Below are 19,594 nucleotides of genomic sequence, written 5' to 3' on the forward strand. Positions count from 1 at the left end.
CCATCGCAAGGCCGGCAGCGCAATCCTCCTGTTGCGAAACCCTGACACAATCGTGGCATAGGATGCGCAGCGCTCGCCCAGGCGAACCCCGGTTCAATCGGACGGGAACCGCGTTTGGCGTTATGATTGACGCTATTGGCATAATGATTCGCATGGCGAAATTCTGACACACGCTTTTGAACTTTGGACATGATGGACGACAGCAACGATCTCTTCTCCGGTCTTCCGGCAGCACGAAACAGCGATACGGAAACGAACGAGGACACCGCAAAGACGCCGGTGACCGCGGCCCCCAACGTGCCCGCCAACGCGAATGTGCAGCCGAAGCCCGCAGCCGTTGCGGCCGTGACGCCGCCCGCCCCCGCATCACCATCCGGTGACGACTACGGCGCGTCCTCGATCCGCGTGCTCGAAGGGCTGGAGCCGGTGCGCATGCGCCCCGGCATGTATATTGGCGGCACCGATGAAAAGGCGCTGCACCATCTCTTCGCCGAAGTCATCGACAACTCCATGGACGAGGCCGTCGCCGGCCACGCCAATTTCATCGAGGTCCATCTCGACGCCGAAGGTTTCCTGACGGTCACCGACAATGGCCGCGGCATTCCGGTGGAAAACCACCCGCAGGTGCCCGGCAAGTCGACGCTCGAAGTCATCATGACCAAGCTGCATGCCGGCGGCAAGTTCGACGGCAAGGCCTATGAGACATCGGGCGGCCTGCACGGCGTCGGCGTTTCCGTGGTCAATGCGCTGTCCGATCTTCTCGAAGTGGAAGTGGCCCGTAACCGCAAGCTTTACCGCCAGCGCTTTTCGCGCGGCCTGCCGATCGGCCCGCTGGAAGAGCTGGGCGACGTGCACAATCGCCGCGGCACCCGCGTGCGTTTCCATCCCGATCCGCAAATCTTTGGCGACCACGCGAAATTCGAACCGGCCCGCATCTTCCGCATGGCCCGCTCCAAGGCCTATCTCTTCGGCGGCGTTGAAATCCGCTGGAGCTGTGATCCCGGCATGGTGCCGGCCGGCGGTGAAATCCCCGAAAAGGCCGTGTTCCATTTCCCAGGCGGCCTGAAGGATTATCTTGCCGCCACGCTCGGCAAGGAATTCACCGTCACCCGCGAGATTTTCTCCGGCCGCACGGAAAAGACCGGCGGCCACGGCGCGCTGGAATGGGCCGTCACCTGGTATGGCGGCGATACGCAGATTCATTCCTATTGCAACACCATTCCGACGCCCGAAGGCGGCACGCATGAGGCCGGCCTGCGCATCGCGCTCACCAAGGGCCTGAAGAATTATGCGGACCTGACGCAGAACAAGCGCGCCAAGGACATCACCACCGATGACGTGATGATCTCCGCCGCCGGCATGCTCTCCGTCTTCATCCGCGAGCCGGAATTCGTCGGCCAGACCAAGGACAAGCTCGCAACCGTCGAGGCCCAGCGCATCGTCGAAAACGCGCTGCGCGATCCCTTCGACCATTATCTCGCCGGCAATCCGGGCGAAGCGGCGAAGCTGCTCGACTGGGTGATCGAGCGCGCCGAAGAGCGCCTGCGCCGCCGCAAGGAAAAGGAAGTCAACCGCAAGACCGCCGTGCGCAAGCTGCGCCTGCCCGGCAAGCTGGCGGATTGCGCCCAGAACACCGCAGAAGGGGCTGAGCTTTTCATCGTCGAGGGCGACTCGGCCGGCGGCTCGGCCAAGCAGGCGCGCAACCGCGCCAACCAGGCCATCCTGCCGCTGCGCGGCAAAATCCTGAACGTCGGCAGCGCCAGCCGCGAAAAACTCTCCGCCAACCAGCAGATCGCCGATCTCATCCAGGCGCTCGGCTGCGGCACGCGCACCAAGTACCGCGAAGAGGACCTGCGTTATGAGCGCATCATCATCATGACCGATGCCGACGTCGACGGTGCCCATATCGCCTCGCTGCTCATCACCTTCTTCTATCAGGAAATGCCGGAACTCATTCGCGGCAATCACCTCTATCTGGCAGTGCCGCCACTCTACGTCATTCGCCAGGGCGCCAAGAGCGCCTATGCCCGCGACGACGCCCACCGCGCCGAGCTGATGGAAACCGTCTTCAAGGGCAAGAAGGTCGAAATCGGCCGCTTCAAAGGCCTCGGCGAGATGATGGCCCAGCAGCTGAAGGAAACCACCATGGATCCCGAAAAGCGCACCCTGCTGCGCGTCGAGATCGACGACGTGGATTTCGAAGGCACCCGCGAGGCCGTCGACAACCTGATGGGCACCAAGGCCGATGCCCGCTTCCGTTTCATTCAGGAACGGGCGGCATTCGCTGATAATCTGGATATCTGATGGGAAACCGATCTAAGTATTGACCAAAAGGCGTTAGATCTGGCCATTTTGGAAGCTAAAACTGGCCAAACCACATTCTACTGTTTCCGGGTGCTGAAAGGTGCCCGGAGAATGCCTTAAGGAACAAAACAGGAGTAAACTGGGCAGGCCCGGTGTTGGGGTTATGGCAGATGCAGTGATTGCAAGCTGGGACGGGCACGACTATCTGGCTCGGTTCTTCTGGATATATGATTCAGGCCTTCGCAATCCTGAGACCCCGCATGTCGTCGAGGTCTCGTACAAGACCGATGGCCCAAAGAGCTTCGATGATGTCGTCGTGCGGTATACCCCGGGCCAAACTGAACGCCTTTCGTTTAGGGTGGAGACGGCCCACCACTTCTGATTAAGCGAGTTACCTGTTTGTCAGGGGAAACTACCCGATCTCCGGCTGGAAAGGTGGATTTCTAGCCCCGAGCGCTTGGCTCTTTCCGGCTTCAGCCAAAATAGGGCCAGGCCTGCGAGCCCGCCGGCCCTTCCCGATCGCCCCCATGGAAAATACACGCAAAGGTCGTTCATCTTCGCCCTTACTGGCCGGAAAAATCAAAAATCTGCCCCGGATTCGCTGCGTCTGGTGCCCATGACGACATTCGGGGCAGATCACAAACAATCACATATGACTTTTTGCATTTTACCCGCGACCAATCCAACTGCGGGCAAACGGCTGCGTTCTTGATCTCGGATAGCGCAATAAAACAATCAATATTAAACACTTAATTATAATTCTGACATGAAGTATCGCCCCTTGAATCCACTCCGGCCAGCACCGTGCGAGCTTCGATCTCAACGAAATCCAACGCATAACTGATGCAAATTGGTAACTCAATTCTCATTCTTTTTGTAAGCGCGCCAGAGTTGTCTTGCAAATTACCCTCTATTGATTAATGCGTCGCATTGGGCAACATGGGGTTGAATTTTATTGATGACCAGATATCTGGCCAGAGCGCGATTTGTCGTTCCGGCAGCTACCAAATCATCTACAGCAAGTGGTTTCGACAGGAAGGTGATCGGCGGTATCGCGCCGACCTCACCCGCGTTGCGAAACTCGGTCGTCGTTCTCTGCGCAGCTCTTTGCCTTGCTCCACAAACGGCATCGTCACGGGATGATCTCAAAGGGCGGCCGCCGGCAGAGGCAAACGCAGGTGAGGTAGATCCACTTGTCGCCGCATCGCAGGAGCCTGCCCTGACGATCCAGACATTTGCGGGTCCCGCATCTGATAATACGACGTCCGGTGCTTCACCATGTTTTCCGGTAGACACGATCCGCATCGAAGGCGGCCACGAACTCATTGGCAGCGAAGCTGTGGAGGACGTGACAAGACCCTTCGCATTGTCCTGCCAGAGCAATGAAAGCGTCGGCGGATTGCTCAAGGCGGTAAACGGTCTTTTTGCCGACAAGGGTTTTGCCACGACGCAGGCCTGGTTGCCGGAGCAAGACATTGCCGCCAGCAGAACGCTGGTCCTGCGCGTTGTGCCCGGGCGGATCGATGCGGTCGTCTACAAGGAGGAGCAGCAGCCTTATAAGGCGTTCTTTCCCCGCATGGCCGAACTAAGTGGCAACGTTGCACGATCCTCGTCCATTTCCGAGTTCGTGCAGCAGGCAGATGCCTGGTGGGAGGGCCTTGATGACGATCTCGAACGCCTGACCTTGCTGCCGCCATCCGCCCGGATCGCGATGACTGGCACAATTGCCAAAGACGATGTCCTGCATGTCGATCGCCTGCAGGACACACTCGATAGCCTCAACAGGGTTCCTTCGAACAAGGCAAAGGCGGAGCTTGTTCCGGGCAAGAGGCCGGCGACCTCCGACGTGCAGATCACGAACCGCATCAATGACGCGTTCAGGCTCTACGGCGGTTACGACACGGAATCCATCGAAGGCGTTGACAAGTTGCGCTTTGGGATCACGGCGGAGAAAGACAATCTGATCGGCATCAACGACATGTGGGGGCTGACGCTTAAAAGCGGCGTCGAGACCAACGAACTGAGCGGGGATTTCGCTGTTCCCGTGGGACGAGCCACAATGAGGCTCAAGGGCGACTGGTCCGAAAACATGATCGACCTCGGCCCGCTTTCCGAACTGTTCATGACGACCTGGAACGTCAGCGCAGGTGCCGACTGGATCGTTCATTCATCGCGCACGGAGCGGCTGGTTGCCGATTTCACGGTCGCGCATCGTGAACAGAACCGCTATATCAACGGCGTTGGGCTGATGGACCAGCGCGTTTCTCCGATTCAGGCAGGCCTGACTTACAGCCGCTTTTTCGAACGCGCCAACGTGTCGGCCCGGATCGGTGCCAGCCAGGGGCTGTCTATCTTCAATGCGCGCGAAGATGCCGACGATATCGACGCCTCCATACCTCACAGCCAGTTCACAAAGCTGGATGCATCTCTTTCGGGGTCTTATGTCTTTCCCGGGCGCGCCTCCGTTTCGTCCAGCCTGTCCACACAATGGGCGGCAACCGCGCTTTATTCCGACGACCAGATGACGATCGGCTCGCGCAGTTCGGTGCGCGGATTTTCCAATGGAAGCTTCAAGGCTGACCGGGGCGCGGTGTGGCGCAACGAGGTCGCATTCGCGATGCCGGTCGATTTGCTGTTGGGGAAAGCCGGATCAGGCCCGCAGCCGGACAGCCAGAGCCCAGTGCAAATACCCGCCCCATCGTCGGAATGGGCGCGAACGACCCTCTCCCGTCTCAACCCTTATCTCTTTCTCGACGCAGGACTAGGCCGCGACGTTGCCAATGAAGTCACCGGATACCGGGTCGGCAGTGGTGTGGGCCTGCGATATGGCGGCCCAAGGCTTTCTTTCGATGTCGGCTACGCCTGGCGAGTTGCCGAAGACAGCCGAAGCCGGCGCGTGAGCGAGGAAAAGGGTGAGTTGTTCATGACACTGCGTTTGAAGGTTTTTTGAGCCATGCCGTTTTTGTTCGATCCTCCCTCAAGAGATGCTGGCGATAATTGCCTCACGTTCGGGCCGCGCCGCTGGCTGGTCTCATCGGTCTCCGGAATGGGCATGGCGGCGCTTATTGCCGTTGGATTGCTGCTGATCGCGCCTGCGCCGAAAGCAATTGCGGAGGACGGAAAGGCTCTCGCTGTCCGGGAAGAGACTTCCGGGGTTGCGGCAGAAGCAGTCGTAGAGCCCAAACGTTACGGCGACTGGGAACTGGTCTGCAAGCCGCAGGCGGCTTCCGCCACGCCGAAAGCGGAAAGCGGGGCATGCCGTCTCCAGCAGGCGCAGGCCGTCAACGGCGGGAAAGATGTCGTCTTTCTGTTCAACATTGCGAGGCAGGGAAAACAACGTGTCGCGGTCATTTCGACGCCGCTGAACGTCTATCTCCCGGCAGGTCTGGAGTTGAAGATCGATGGTGGACAGGTTCAGCGCGTTATCTTCGAGACCTGCAATATCTCCGGATGCCACGCCGGCTTTGCTCTCAACGGCTCGCTGCTCGGCGCTTTGCGCAAGGGAAACGTTCTGACGGTCGCTCTCAAGGACACCAAGGCAACCACCATCCCGCTCAAGGTTTCACTCAACGGGATCAGCGCCGGTATTGACGCGCTGGATGCGGCAACACCATGAGACCAGGCAGGAAGATATGCGCAGGGATAGCTCGCAATGTGCTGCTTGCCGGACTGATGGCGGCAGGCTGGCTATCAATGGCCGGACAAGGATTGGCGGCACCCGGCGAGTTCAAGGACTGCACGGGCAGGATTGAAGAAGTGTCCAGCAGCAGCCCGATCTCTTTTGCCGATCTGGCCGGTCGCGTCGGTAAGGTGGATTACCTGCTTTTTGGCGAACGGCATGGCGTCAGGGAGCAGGCAGTTGCGTCGTCCTGTGTGCTGTCGGCTATGGCGAAGGATGATCGTCCCGTAACCGCCGTGATGGAAATGCTCTCGCGCGATGACGATGCGGCAATTGCCCTCTATCGCAAAAAACATCCGGAAACACCGGCCGGGCTCGGCGCAGAACTTAAATGGTGGACGCGAGGCTGGCCAGCCTTCGACAACTGGTTGCCGCTCGTTGAGCGCGCATTCAGCCTTCGCGTTCCCTTACTTGGCGGCGATCTGGCGGAGAAAGACGGACGCACGGGCGAACTGACACCAAACGAGAAAAAGGCGATCCGCAAACGGCTCGGCGCAGCCGAAACCGCAGTCCGCAAAAGCTGGACGAAAGCAATGATGGCAGCGCATTGCGGACTGATCTCGGACCGGCAGGCCGCGCTGAACGCCGACCATCAGATCCGGCGCGATCTTTCCATGGCCGATGCCGCAGAGCAGGCCCGGATGTTGAAGCATGGTGTTCTGCTACAAGTCGGCCGCGGTCACGGTCGCAAGGACCGCTCTCTTTATCAGGCCCTTGCCCGGGCAGACGCGTCGGTTCTGACCGTTGGCGCTTTCGCCGAAGGTGAAAAGATCACCGTCGAAGAGCGCCTCCTCTACGATTACCTCTGGATCGTCGGCAAGGCTGAACTGGCCGACCCGTGCAAACTGACAGGGCTGACGAGCAAGACAGGGGAGTCCATCTCCAGATGAGAAGCATGTTCCAATCGTTTGACATTAGACGTTCGTTGAGATGTGGGCTGCCTCTGCTGTTGTGCGGTGTCGCTCTGCCAGCTTTCGCGCAGGTCATTCCTGATCTCGGGACCAATACGACGACCAGCGTCGATGCGGTGAGCGGCGCGACGAACGTCCAGATCGCTGCTCCGGTCGGCAACATCAGCCGTAATACCTATACGGAATTTTCGGTCAGTCCGGTCGGTGTCAATCTCGACAACCGGACAGCCAATGCCCGCACCATTCTCAATGAAGTGACATCCTCCCGCATATCGCATCTCAACGGCCCGCTGGAGGTGCTGGGGGCCAGCGCCCATGTCATCATTGCCAATCCGAACGGCATTTCCGTCGATGGGGCAAGCTTCCACAAGACCGGTGGCGTCGTGCTTTCCACCGGCAAGGCGTCTATCGTGAGCCGACAGATCACATCCGGCTCCTTTCAAGATAATGTGGTGCTCAAGACAGAGGGCGGCACGATCGATATCGGTGCGGGAGGCCTTTCCGGCGCGATGTCTACCCTGCATTTGTTGGCAGGCCGCATCCGCGTCGACGGCCCTGTCGAAAACAGCTCTCCTCAATTGCGCTCGTCTATAGAACTGACCGCCGGCGGCAGTTCCGTCGAATACGATTCAGCGATCGTGCCGAACTCCGATCTCGAGAACTGGGGACGGAGGAAAGACGAGGGAAGCAACGACAATTCTGTCGCTATTGAAATAACCTCGCGCGGGACGCTGAAGGCCAATACGGTCCGCATCCGCGCCACCAACAATGGCGCAGGTGTCAGCCACGCGGGCAACGGGCTCGCGATGCTGGGCGATTTCGTGATCGATGCATCCGGCAAGGTCGCGACGAGCGGATCAATTGAAGCGAAGGACAATGTCCATGTTAAGGCGGGCTCGATAGAGGCTCGCTCACTGGCCGGTCAGCCTCAAAGCAGAATCGAAGCCATCAACGGCGCGTTGACGCTTCTGGCCGGAACGGGTGACATCACAAATACCGGTGTTCTGATGAGCGGGAAAAGCCAGGCATTCGTCAAAGCCGCTGGCGATGTAAAACTGTTGACCGAAAATACCGATCAACTGGCAATCGTCTTTGGTTCAGAGGGAAGGCTTGATGTGCAGGCCGAAGGCTCCGTTATCAACAATACGGGCAGACTCCTCTCCAACAGCGAGACGACAATCGATGCAGGCAAGGACGTCCTTAATATTGCGGACATCCTGAACGGGGAAGGTGTCTGGCACCACCAGAAAGACGACGGCAAACGCCTCTGGTACACGCTCTGGCAATCGCGGGAGATGACCGAAACTATCAGCATAAACTACGGCCAGCCGCGTCTACCCGGCCGACAGGCATATATAATCGGCAGTAGCGTTTCGGTGAAGGCTGGCGATAACATCGTTAACCGCGGCAGTTCGATCAATGCTGATTCCGGGTCGGTGCATATTGAAGGCAGTAGCATCCTCAATGAAGGCGGTCTGTCCGGCTCCCTGCAGTTCGTCAAGCGCTGCAGGCTGACCTGCATCGGTTATGGCTCCTCCACGACAAATGTTTCGGGTGGCGCGATCAATGCCAACGGCAATATTGAATTGCGCGCCTCATCCTCAATCCTGAACAGATATGGCCAGATCGTCAGCTACGGCAGCATCAATGCGACTGCTCCCTCCGTGGTGCTGGAGGGCGGCTCGATCCCGACCGTCGTTCAGCGTCCAACCGGCCTCTATAATTTCTGGGGCGGATCGACCGCGTGGATCGGGACCGGCGATCAGGGCGGCGTTTTTGAGGCGCCCCAGGGCAGCATCACGATCAATGCCTTCCGTCCTGTTCAGGTGACTGCGGGCGCGCTGCGGGCTCGGGATGGTGTCTTCGCCCGATCAGGCATCGAAACCTTCAAGGAAACGGCAGGCGAAGAATACCCGTTCGGCCTCGATTCCATCGGGCTCTTCCCGGGGATGGTCGGTAGATGATGGCGGCCCGACTTCACCAGAAATCACCGTTCTTGTTGGCCGTGAGGCCCAAACTCACGGCGCCGAAAAAAGACGAAATTGCTCTCGGGGCTAACCCGGAAAATCCTGATCACGGAGTTCAATCCATGCGCAACACATCATGCCGCCGACCCGCCCTCACCTCTCTGGCAGTTCTCGCCCTCATGAGCGCTTTGGGTTTGGCCCATCCCACAGCGGCTAGCCCTCTTGAAGATGGCAAGGCGCTTCTGGAAAAGAAGGATTTTACCAATGCCGCAAAGGCTTTTGCCGACGGTTTTGACAAGGGCGATGGCGAGGCCGGCTTTCATCTGGCGCGCATGGTCGAGCTCGGTGTGGGTTTTACGCCTGACGCGGTGAAAGCACGGGCCCTCTATATCGCTGCGGCTGAAAAGGGTTCGGCTGCGGCGATGAACCGGCTGGGGCTCATGCATCTTCGCGGCGAAAATGTCCGCCAGGATTTTGCCGCCGCGGCTGAACTGATCTGCAAGGCTGCCGATCTCGGTAACCCGGAAGCCCAGTTCAATTGCGGAGGTCTTGCTCTCGATGGTCTCGGCCGCGCCAAGGATGCCGCGATTGCATTTGGTTATTACGAAAAGGCCTCGCAAAATGGCCACACCGGCGCACGCAACATGGAGGCCGCACTTCTTCGAACCGGAACCGGAACCGAACAGGATCTCGCCAGGGCGGTGAAACTGTTCGAACAGGGCGCGTCGCTCGGAAACCCGGTCTCGCTCTACGGTTTCGCCGAGATGCTGGAAAAGGGTGAAGGTGTGGCTGCCGATCCGATCCGTGCCCACCTCTATTACAACCTCGCCAATGAACGCGGACATCCCGGCGCGCGTGCCGCTCTCGAGCGGCTGACGGCGAGCATGACACCGACAGAGATCGAGGATGCGCAGGCGCGTGCCCGCAACTGGAAACCGGCTCAGGCCGCGGAAGCAAATTGATCAATCACATTGAATTTCGAGAGGGACCATGAAGATCACGACGATTTTTATCGCGGCGGGGGCTGCACTTTTGTTGGCGGGTTGCCAGACGACGAAGCCGCTTTCTCCGGAGCAACAGGCGAAACAGGACGAATATAATCGCGAGAATGATCGAGTCGCCAAGGCGGATTGCGAACTGGTGGATTTGCTCAATCAGCGCAGGACCAAGGTGGACGAGAAGCCATTACATGCACCCGACTGCGCCTATATGCGCAGAAACAATACTCTTGTGGGTTTCGACGGCCGCCCGACGCCTTTACCGAATTTTGCCTTCAACGGGATCCCCGTGCCGATTGGCGGCGTCGTTGCACTCGCCCAGGCGGCGGAAAAGGCGACCAACGAGGAACGGGCAAAGAAAGCGCAAATACCAGCCCATCTGAAATCCGAGGATGGAGCAATCGTTTATCGGAAGATGATCCTTCGCGGGTTCAAGGAGGCCGAGGTTGCCGCAGTCGCGGACACTGCAGCTTTCTCTCACGCGGCCGTAGCGACCGGTCGCGGTCGGCAATATCTGGCATCGGGCGCGAGGTAAGCCATGCGCGTTACATTTGTCGGCAAGGCCTTGATCGCATTCAGCCTGATTGGACTTGTCGGATGTCAGGGGCTGCTCCGTCTGCTGAACAGGCAGCCAGGCGGGAAAAAATCGAACAAGCGAATCTGCGCAATGCACAGGCGTTTTGCACGATGATCGATGAGGCAAATCGATTGACAATCGCCCGCCGGCAGATGCCGCCTGAAAACGACGATTGCGCCTATTTCAGGCGCAACGGCACCCTTGTCGGCTACAGTCCGGCGGTCAGAAACCAATATACGGGCTTTTTTGACAATCTGCGGGATGTCGCGGCCTACGGTCGCGCGCAGAAGGCAGCGTTGCCGGTCTCGGTAAAAAACGACCCGGATGCTTCGGATATCTATCGCAAATTGCTGATCCGCGGTTTCGACGAAGAGATTGCCGGTAACGTGTCGCGTTCGCGCGCGTTCCTTGAGGCAGCTATCGCCTTCCGGCACACACGGCAGTTGCAAGGAATAAAATAATGGCTTGTTGGAAGATGACGCGTTTCCTTCCCGTTTTCCTCTCGCTGGCCCTGGCTGCCGGCTGCCGGCCCACCGATCCGCAGCCGGTCGCGACACTGAACGGCGAAAAGATCATGTCGGCGACGTGCACCAATTCGATCGTCACCCCGACGGAGCAATCCTGCAAAAAGGCTGTCCTCGAAAAATGCCAACCGGGGGCGACCATCGCAGACATGAGCGAAACATCTCGCCCGGTTTACCGCCATCCGGGATGGACCACGCAATATATCTGGACCGTCCTCATAAAGAACTGCTGACGATCTGGTTTGTACCTAAGCGAATACGAATTCAATTGCCCTTGCTGTTGGGAGTACCCGAATGAAAACGATGATGGTCAAAGTGCTGATCTGCAAGTCCAAGCCGGGCAAGCTGGTCAAGAAAGCGACCGCATTGGTGACGTCGGTCAGCCTCGTGCTGACGACCATCGCCAGTTCATTTGCACCCGCCAGCGCGCAGGTCATCACAGATCCGACCGCGCCAATTGAGTTTCGTCCAAATGTGACGTCTTCGGACAACGGAACGCCGACGCTGAACATCGTCAAGCCGTCGAGCGGCGGCGTCAGCCATAACAAGTTGCGCGAGTACAATATCGATACGCGCGGACTGATCCTGAACAATTCCGGGCTTGGCGGAACTTCCATCATCGGCGGCAAGGTTGAATCCAATCCCAATCTCGTCGGTGGCGGCTCCGCCAAGATCATCGTCAACGAAGTAACCGGCAGCAGACGTTCCAACCTCAATGGCGTGACCGAGGTTTTTGGTTCGAAGGCTGATGTGATCGTGGCCAATCCCAACGGCATCGATTGCATGGGGTGCGGATTTATCAACACCGGCCGCGCGACGCTGACCACCGGTGCACCGCTTATCGACTACAATGCCGGTACGGTAGGGTTGGAGACCCGGTCAGGCGACATCACCATTTCCGGCACCGGTGTTTCGGCCGCCGACGGTCATTCGCCGGATGAGATCCGGCTTGATGCAAAGTCAATCCGGATCGATGGCCTGATCGATGCGCGGGGTCGTATCGACCTTAAGGCCGGCTCCAATCGTACGGATGGTTTAACGGGCAAAACGACGGCCATCGCCGGCGATGCAGCGGGCCAGGGAATCGTTTCGAGCGCGGCAGGCGTTGTACGCGCGGCATCGATTGCGACCCTTTCCAGCGATCTGAACACAGGTATTTCGCTGGCTGGCAACATACAGGCTCTTGGTATGCTCGATGCCAATGGCGCGCTCCTGCCGGGTGCGCTTTCGCTCGTCTCCGCCGGTCAAATCCAGTTGGTGTCGGGCGGTGTGGTCGGCAACGCCGACCTGCGTGCTGCAGGCGCGCTTCAGATTGCGCGCGATCTCGCGGCACAGGGAGAAATCTCCATCACTGCCCGCGATGTTTCCCTGCTCGATACGGCGACCGTAGAAGGCGGGCGCGGCCTTTCCATCGTTGCGAGTGCCGATATCGTTTCCGCTGCCGTCCTCAAATCCGGCGGTGTGATGACGGTGGAAGCGGGCGGCAGTGCTTCTCTGTCCGGTATTATCGCCAGCGTCGGCAATATGAACCTGCGCGCGACAGACAAACTTGCCACCGACACGGCGACCCTTGTTGCGCCGAACATCGATATCAGAGCGAAGGATGTAACGCTGACATCGACCTGGTTCGAACCGGGAAACCAGGGTTCGATCACGGCAACGAATGTCGAGATCGGTGATGGCACCCAGTTCAAAAAGACTTCTCCCGTCTTCATCAATGCAGCTGAACAGCTAACCATTGGCACCCGGATCGATACCGCGGGCTATCCCGCGCTCGCGATGGCATTCCGCGATCTGGCCATTTCGAACACCGGTGTGTTCACGACGGGCGATCGCCTGTTCGATGTCCGCAACTTCAGGAATGCCGGCGTACTCCTTTCAAGCGGCCAGCTCGCGATCAACGCTCAGCAGGCTATCGTTGATGCAACGGGTGTCATCAAGGCCGGGACGCTCAGGATAACGACCGCAGGCAATCTCACCAATCTGGGAAGCCTCCTCTCCGAAACGACGCTTACGCTTCTTTCTGACGGAAGCGTAACAAATGATGGAAAGATCACCGCAGCAGGTGAACTTGAACTCGATGCCGTAAATTATATCGCCAACTCGCAGGGGGCAAAATTGGCCGCCCAGAAGGCAGAGTTGATCCTCGGGAGCGAACTCCGCAACAACGGAGCGATTAGCGCACTCGAGACCGTCGATATCAGCGCCGGTGGCACGATCACGAACACCGGTGCGATCAGCTCCAATGCAGACCTCACTCTCGTGGCGGCTGACCTCCTCAATTCCGGTGCGGCGGCATTGATCGGGACATATGCGGCAAACGTAGACATCACCCTTTCGGGCACTCTACGCAATGCGGGTCTGATTGCTGCGTCTGGGGATTTGATCTTGCAGGCGGGACAGGGAGTGCAAAATGCCACAAGCGGCGAAATCGTCGCCAAGACAATAGAGACCAGGGTCGTTGGTGATCTGGTCAATCTCGGCAAACTCGTTTCTGATACAACGTTGAACGCAACCGTTTCCGGTCTTCTCGCCAACAGCGGTTCTATCCATGCCGCCAGTGATCTGGAGCTGACTGTAGGCGATCTGATCAACAGTGGCGCAGGTTCAATCGCATCCAGCCGGACGCTGAGGCTTTCGGCAGACACCACTCTGTCGAATTCCGGTCTTCTGCAAGGCAGAGAGGGGTTTTCAGTTTCGGCTGAGAAGCTCGATAACCAGCAGATGGGGCGTATCTATGCCGGCTCCACACGCCAGACAGAAAATGGCCCCGTAGCTGTTGGCGAATTGACCGTAAACCTTTCCGGAAGTCTCTCCAATCTCGGTCAGATCGTTTCGGTCAACGGTGCCCTGCTTTCAGCGGCAACGAGCCTTGGTAACAGCGGATCGATTGAGGCTGGTGGAAATCTGCGTCTTCAGACCTATAGCTATATTCCCGGCTCTTCCTCTGCCCGTCTGGTGGCCCGCAATCTCGATCTCATCCTTGGCTCTTCCTTCACCAATGCCGGGCTGCTTGCCGTCGCCGGCAAGCTTGGTCTCGATGTCAAAGGCAATCTTGTCAACGGTGCCACAGGTAAAATCGATGCCGGCGCGATAGAGACCAATGTCAGTGGAAACCTGCACAATCTTGGTTCGATCCTGACTCCGGGAACACTGAATGTCGTGGTTGGCGGTCTGCTGACCAACGAAGCGCTGATTCATGCCGGGGCAGGATTGAAAGCCCAGACCGCATCGCTCACCAATGTCGGGACCAATGCCGCAATCAAATCCAGTGGCAACATGATCCTCGAGGTTCGCGGCAACCTCGATAACAGCCTTGGTCGCATATTCGCCGGCGGCAATCTTGCAATCGAAGTCCTGTCAACGCTGACGAACGCATCGGCCCGTATCGAAAGCGGCGCCGACATGCAGATCAAGGCGACGGCACTGATCAATACCGCATTGGACGGTACGGACAGTATGCAGGACTATTACCAGCTCGGTGACCTCAGCATTCTCTATGCGACCGAGCGCACCAGCAGCCCTGCGCGATACTGGGGGACGATGACCGCCACGCGCGACGAGTTCTCCGGGATCGTTCGGGTTCGATTGCCCGGCACGATTCGCGCCGGCGCCAATATGGCGATTTCAGGTGATGCCCTTGAAAACCGCGAAGGTCGTATCCTCGCGGTCAAGGACCTCTCCATCGACGTGAACCGTATCCTCAACGATATGGTCACCAGCAATGTCGATCACTATCGAGTGCAATGGGGCGGTGTCCGGAGTTTCATGGATAGCGGGTCCGGCAAGTTTCATGCGCCGGTCGGTGCCGATCCGCGATGGCTCGTGGCACAATTCAACCCCGCCGTTTTCAAGGACCCGGCGCTTGCCGAACGCGCTGAAGGCGGCAACCGGATGATTGTCATTTCCAAGGGCAAGTCTCCGGTGACGATCACCTATTCGGGCAAACAGAAATACAAGGATGGTGTCATCAACGGAGGCGCCGTCCAGGTCATCGAATACGCAGACGCGGCAAGTCTGCTTGATCTGGCGGCGCTCGGTATCGATCCGAACAATATTCCCGATGTGATCATGATCGGCAGCCGTATGGCCGAGGTGGGGACTGGACCCTACGGCAACGCCACGAAAACATATGTCGGAACCGCCTCGGTCGGTGTCGGCTCCGTGATAAAGTCGGGCGGCTCTTTGATGATCGATGGCGGCGCCGCGATCACCAATCGCGGCACGCTTTCCGGAAGCCTCGTCTCCATCGAGGCAGGTGAGTTGCAAAACGGTCTTGGCACGCCCGGTGGTATCGATGGTTCCGGCTTCGGCAATTACAGCGGAACGACGCTTGTTGGCATCAGTGGTAACGCCGGTTCGGCTATTAGCGGTGCCGCGGGCCAGTTGGGCATCGTCAACTTCGTGCTCGATGATGTCTCGGTTCCGCCCCTTGATCTCGGAGCTTTCGAAGCGCGGAACCTCCACAGCGTCAACGCCTCCGATTTCGGCAACCTCGTGCGCGTTACCGGCTCGACAGAAGCTGCGCGCCTGCTCGGCTCGGCGCGCATAGATGGCGCGGCGCTTACCTTCTATGCGGATCCTGTCGCGGAAGCCAAGGCTCTCGCCGAGGCGGCCCGCCAGCAGGCTGGTACGCATCTGGTTATCGATCCTTCCCTCTCTGTGGAAGAGCAACGGGAGCAGCTTTACCGCAATGCGGCGGAATTCGCGGCGAGCACCGGTGCGCAATACGGCGTGGCCTTAACCGAGGCGCAGCGCGCTGCTCTCGAAAAGCCCATCGTGTGGCATGAAACCCGCATCATCGACGGCAAGCCCGTGCTTGTTCCGCGCCTTTACCTGCCCTCGCAGGACGAACTGCTCCGTGGCGGGCGCGGCGCCGGCCTCATCGCTGCCGACGATCTCCTGATCGACATTGACGGCAAGCTCAACAACAGCGGCGCGATTGTGGCCTCCGGGCTCGCCTCGATTTCCGCCTCCTCTATTCTTAACCAGCGTCTGCTCGACCTCGATGAGCGTGACCGTGCACTTGCCGGTGGGCGTGGCGACAGCGGCCTCATCTCTGCCGGCACGCTGTTCATGGCGACCGATGGCGATCTTTTGAATCGGGGCGGCACGCTTGCCTCGGCGGGCGATATCGACCTCAGGATCGGCGGCTCGCTGATCAACGAGACAGAGCGCTACACCCGCACCGTCGATTCACAGGACGGTTGTGTCGGCAAGGCCTGCGGCACCCTGCGTACCGATTATAATGTTGCATCCATCACGGCCGGACGGGATCTGACCGTCATCGCCGACCTGGATATCGTCAATAGCGGCGGTACACTCGGCTCCGTCACCGACATGCTGCTTGCAGCCGGTCGCGATGTAACCTTCGAGACGCTGAAGGACAGTTTCGTCGCCGAAGATTATAAGAAGCGCGGCTTCCTGTCGGGTATCACGGTACTGCGCAACGAGATCACCACCGCCGAGGCCAGCGCCCAGTCGCTGGTTGGCGATGTCTCGATCCTTGCCGGTTACAGCGTATGCGACGGTGGCAGCCTGTGCGCGAAGGGAACCGCTCCTGGCGATGTTCTTCTGAACGGCGCGCTGGTCAGCGCCTTCGACAAGCTCTCGATCGACGCCACCGGCAAAATCGACATGGGTGTCGTCAGTGAGGAAGTCCATAACCGCTACAAGGAATGGGGTTTCAAGGGTCTGGGCTGGGGCTCGGTCAAACAGGCGTGGAACGATGTCGATACGACCGTCACCCGCCTTTCGGGCAATGACGTCTCGCTCAATGCCAAGGGTCCGATCACCGGTACGGGCGTGAAGATCGCCGCCGTCAACGACCTTCTGATGAAGACCGATGACACGATCCGGCTGGAAGCGGCGCAGGATGCGCTTTATTTCACGGAGAAGGGTTTTTACGTCGGCCTTAGCTTCCCCGGATCGGCCGGCATAGATGCCGCACTGAAGGGCGGCTCCGGCGGGCAGATCCTGTCCGGCCTTGCCGGCATCAATCCCATCACCGCCAAACTCGCAACGCTTGCCAATGCCGACAATGGGCTTGCGGCGGGGCTGGCTGTTGTCAATCTGGCCACGGGGGGACTGGGCGCTTTTTATAGTGCAGGTCAATCAACCCAAGGGCCTTCGCTCAGCAGTCCGGTCGAGAAAATGCTGGACCCGTTGGGGCAATTCCGAGACCCGGGAACAGGACAGATCACTGCCGGCTCGATAGCCAAGACTGTCGGCATCAACCTGTCGGTCTGGAAGAGCGAGCAGCGCTGGAGCGAGAGCCAGATTTCCGAACTGACGGCTGGCGGCGATATCGTCATGAAGGCCGGGCTGGACGTCATTCTGGATCAGGGCACGAAGATGGTCTCCGGCGGCGATGTCTCCATCGATGCCGGCCGCGATATCCTCATGGCAGCGCTTGTCGATTATGCAAAAGACAAGTCGTCTTCCTTCGGCCTGCAGCTCTCCCTGTCCTCGATCGGCTTCGATATCGGCAAGTCGAAGGGCTATGACGAGACGCTGACGAATGCCTCCATCACCTCCGCCGGCAATGTTTCGCTGACATCGGGCCGCGATACGGCGCTTCTGGGCGGCAACATCATCGGCAGGACGGTCGATCTCGATGTCGGGCGCGACCTCGCCATCCTCTCGCCGCAGGCTCAGGGCTGGCGCGACGGCTTTTCCTTCGGCCTGACGGTTGGCGTCAACCCCGCCGACTGGAGTGTTCGCGGCTCGAAGGAGGACGGCTTCAAGGCATGGTCCTCCGGCTCTGGGATTGTCGCGGCACAGGGCATCGACATCAAGGTTGCCGAAGACACCACGCTGGTCGGCGCGCTGCTTCAGGCGACCGATGGCGATATCAGCCTCGATACCGGCACACTGACGGTGGCCGACCTGAAGGATACCGACCAGTACAAGAACGTTGGCGGGTCTATCGGCATCAGCGGCGGTGGGCTGAACTCCGTCGGTTTCTCTTATGAGAAGAAGGACAAGCAGGGCGAGACCCGCACGACGCTCGATGCCTCCGGTGAATTGAATGTCACGATTCGTGATGCCGACAAGGATGGTGTTGCCGGAACGGAAGCGGACAAGGCTGCCGCCGAGGAGCTTCTCGCCTCCATCAACAAGGATGCCTCGAAGTATCAGGAAATCACCAAGGACAGCTACACCAAGCTGTCGGGCGAACTCGATGTCGAGGCTCTGCGTAATCTGAAACGCAATCTCGATTTTGCTCTTCGATACAGCCAGGCGCAGGATGCCGCCGTTCCAGGCTGGATTGCGGCAGAAGGCCCGCACGCTATCGACCAGTATCGTGAGGCGATCCTCTATGGCGGGGCGACACCTGCCGAAGCCGAAGAGTTGATGAAGACACCGCGCTTCCAGGCCATGCTGCAGGAGCGCAAATCCTTCGACGCTTTGAAGCAGGGCGCCCTCAACAGCGAGGACTTGCTGAAATCGATTATGCTGATCCAACAGGGCGAGGAACTCTATCGCGATCCGACAAGCGGTAACCTTATGGTTCGCACCGCCTGCGGCACAAACGGGCCCTGTGGTGTCGAGATCTCCAAGCTGCGGCTGGAAGCAACGGAGACCGTCGCGCGTTTCATCGAACAGAGGTTGGAAAAAGGGGACGATGCAGCCCTACAGGAGGCACTGGAATGTGCCTTGGCTTATGCACTCGTTCGTGGGGACGTAAGTCACTTTGAAACCCTGAAATCATCAGGCAAATTTGATGCTGTGGCGATCCAGAAATACGCGGACGCGGCGACGAGCATCGTCGGTAGCAATCTGCAGAACGAGGCCCCCGCTCTTGCTGCCGATGGTATCGACATCACCATGGCGCTAACAAAGATCGTCATGGCCAGCGAAAACGGTCGGATCGACGCCGCGCAATTCAATCAGTTGATCGACATCCTGAAAACTGACGGGCCAAGCGGTCAGGCGGCAAGCTTCCGAATTGCGGTTGCTCTGGGAACGCTCGGCGATGCCGGTTCGGCCTATCTGAAAGCTCTCTCTCACAGGATGCTGGACGATTATGTGGCAGATGCGGCAGCCGAGCAGCAGGTGCACAAGTTCATCGCCGAGAACCCGGATTCGCCTCAAGCCAAGGAAGTTAAGCAGCTTCTTGCACAAGGCATCGCCATGTCCGTTGCTATGGCGGCAATTGGCGTGAGGTTTTATGATGGAAAATTTGAAAGTGTTAAAGGCACGACGGGACGTTTTGAAAATGTTAAAGCTCAAAACATCGATGAAGAGCAATTTATAGCGAATGTTGAAACAACGTTCAGTAACAGTACCGTCTGGACGGGAGTTACTCGTCATAATGGGGAATTGGTCGTCCAACGTTCAGATATTGAACTGAGTCCACAGAATGTGATCTTGATGAAGAATGGCCAAGCTCCCTTCGTTCGGGGTGCCGACGGTAATTGGGAACCGGTGCAGTTGCACCACGTTGGACGCGAGACAGGTCAGTTGATTGAGGTGACCCGCTCACAAAATGCCTATAATTCTGTGAATGGTGGCCCACTACATATTCCTGGTCCGGGAGGACCTGTGCGACAATCGGGTTATTCGCAATCTTATTGGAAGCAGCGTTATCAAAGCTTTGTAAGCTCTGGACAAATTGTACCCTGAGGAGAA

General features: G+C 58.7%; 10 protein-coding genes. All 10 read left to right on the top strand.

All coding sequences use genetic code 11. The annotated features are described in order from the left end of the window. The first annotated feature begins 189 nt into the window (after positions 1-189). The 10 genes from parE to BTE54_RS15505 all read left to right on the top strand — a co-directional run bounded on the left by parE (position 190) and on the right by BTE54_RS15505 (position 19,588). A complete protein-coding gene (parE, locus tag BTE54_RS15455) occupies positions 190-2,304 on the top strand; it encodes a DNA topoisomerase IV subunit B (protein WP_065654989.1) in 2,115 nt (704 codons plus the stop codon). A gap of 958 nt (positions 2,305-3,262) precedes the next feature. Further along, positions 3,263-5,254, top strand: coding sequence for a ShlB/FhaC/HecB family hemolysin secretion/activation protein (locus tag BTE54_RS15465; protein ID WP_223215627.1), 1,992 nt, complete (start codon positions 3,263-3,265; stop codon positions 5,252-5,254). A 102-nt stretch (positions 5,255-5,356) separates the two neighbouring features. Beyond that, positions 5,357-5,920: an invasion associated locus B family protein gene (locus BTE54_RS15470; RefSeq protein WP_245316606.1), complete on the top strand. Its 564-nt coding sequence runs from the start codon at positions 5,357-5,359 to the stop codon at positions 5,918-5,920. Positions 5,921-6,060: 140 nt separating this feature from the next. Further along, the gene (locus BTE54_RS15475; protein ID WP_245316607.1) at positions 6,061-6,873 is read left to right on the top strand and encodes a ChaN family lipoprotein; all 813 of its coding nucleotides are present in this window, start codon (positions 6,061-6,063) and stop codon (positions 6,871-6,873) included. Continuing rightward, positions 6,870-8,858, top strand: coding sequence for a filamentous hemagglutinin N-terminal domain-containing protein (locus BTE54_RS15480; protein ID WP_245316609.1), 1,989 nt, complete (start codon positions 6,870-6,872; stop codon positions 8,856-8,858). The genes BTE54_RS15475 and BTE54_RS15480 overlap by 4 nt, the downstream gene beginning before the upstream one ends. Before the next feature lie 125 nt (positions 8,859-8,983). Beyond that, the gene (locus BTE54_RS15485; protein WP_245316611.1) at positions 8,984-9,823 is read left to right on the top strand and encodes a tetratricopeptide repeat protein; all 840 of its coding nucleotides are present in this window, start codon (positions 8,984-8,986) and stop codon (positions 9,821-9,823) included. A 28-nt stretch (positions 9,824-9,851) separates the two neighbouring features. Continuing rightward, positions 9,852-10,394, top strand: a complete 543-nt coding sequence (locus tag BTE54_RS15490) for a hypothetical protein (RefSeq protein ID WP_078053040.1) — start codon at positions 9,852-9,854, stop codon at positions 10,392-10,394. 62 nt (positions 10,395-10,456) lie between these two features. After that, positions 10,457-10,897: a hypothetical protein gene (locus tag BTE54_RS15495; RefSeq protein ID WP_143240725.1), complete on the top strand. Its 441-nt coding sequence runs from the start codon at positions 10,457-10,459 to the stop codon at positions 10,895-10,897. Beyond that, the gene (locus BTE54_RS25300; RefSeq protein ID WP_236774855.1) at positions 10,897-11,193 is read left to right on the top strand and encodes a hypothetical protein; all 297 of its coding nucleotides are present in this window, start codon (positions 10,897-10,899) and stop codon (positions 11,191-11,193) included. The genes BTE54_RS15495 and BTE54_RS25300 overlap by 1 nt, the downstream gene beginning before the upstream one ends. A 61-nt stretch (positions 11,194-11,254) precedes the next feature. Continuing rightward, positions 11,255-19,588 carry a hemagglutinin repeat-containing protein gene (locus BTE54_RS15505; protein WP_078053042.1) on the top strand — a complete coding sequence of 2,778 codons (8,334 nt, stop codon included), beginning with the start codon at positions 11,255-11,257 and terminating at the stop codon, positions 19,586-19,588. Positions 19,589-19,594 lie beyond the last annotated feature (6 nt).

It is taken from the genome of Agrobacterium sp. YIC 4121, from assembly GCF_002008205.1.
Classification (GTDB): domain Bacteria; phylum Pseudomonadota; class Alphaproteobacteria; order Rhizobiales; family Rhizobiaceae; genus Agrobacterium; species Agrobacterium leguminum.

Coding starts and splice junctions, on each gene's coding strand:
- parE (WP_065654989.1), top strand. CDS start 190: ATGATGGACGACAGCAACGATCTCTTCTCCGGTCTTCCGGCAGCACGA.
- BTE54_RS15465 (WP_223215627.1), top strand. CDS start 3,263: ATGACCAGATATCTGGCCAGAGCGCGATTTGTCGTTCCGGCAGCTACC.
- BTE54_RS15470 (WP_245316606.1), top strand. CDS start 5,357: ATGGCGGCGCTTATTGCCGTTGGATTGCTGCTGATCGCGCCTGCGCCG.
- BTE54_RS15480 (WP_245316609.1), top strand. CDS start 6,870: ATGAGAAGCATGTTCCAATCGTTTGACATTAGACGTTCGTTGAGATGT.
- BTE54_RS15485 (WP_245316611.1), top strand. CDS start 8,984: ATGCGCAACACATCATGCCGCCGACCCGCCCTCACCTCTCTGGCAGTT.
- BTE54_RS15490 (WP_078053040.1), top strand. CDS start 9,852: ATGAAGATCACGACGATTTTTATCGCGGCGGGGGCTGCACTTTTGTTG.
- BTE54_RS15495 (WP_143240725.1), top strand. CDS start 10,457: ATGTCAGGGGCTGCTCCGTCTGCTGAACAGGCAGCCAGGCGGGAAAAA.
- BTE54_RS25300 (WP_236774855.1), top strand. CDS start 10,897: ATGGCTTGTTGGAAGATGACGCGTTTCCTTCCCGTTTTCCTCTCGCTG.
- BTE54_RS15505 (WP_078053042.1), top strand. CDS start 11,255: ATGAAAACGATGATGGTCAAAGTGCTGATCTGCAAGTCCAAGCCGGGC.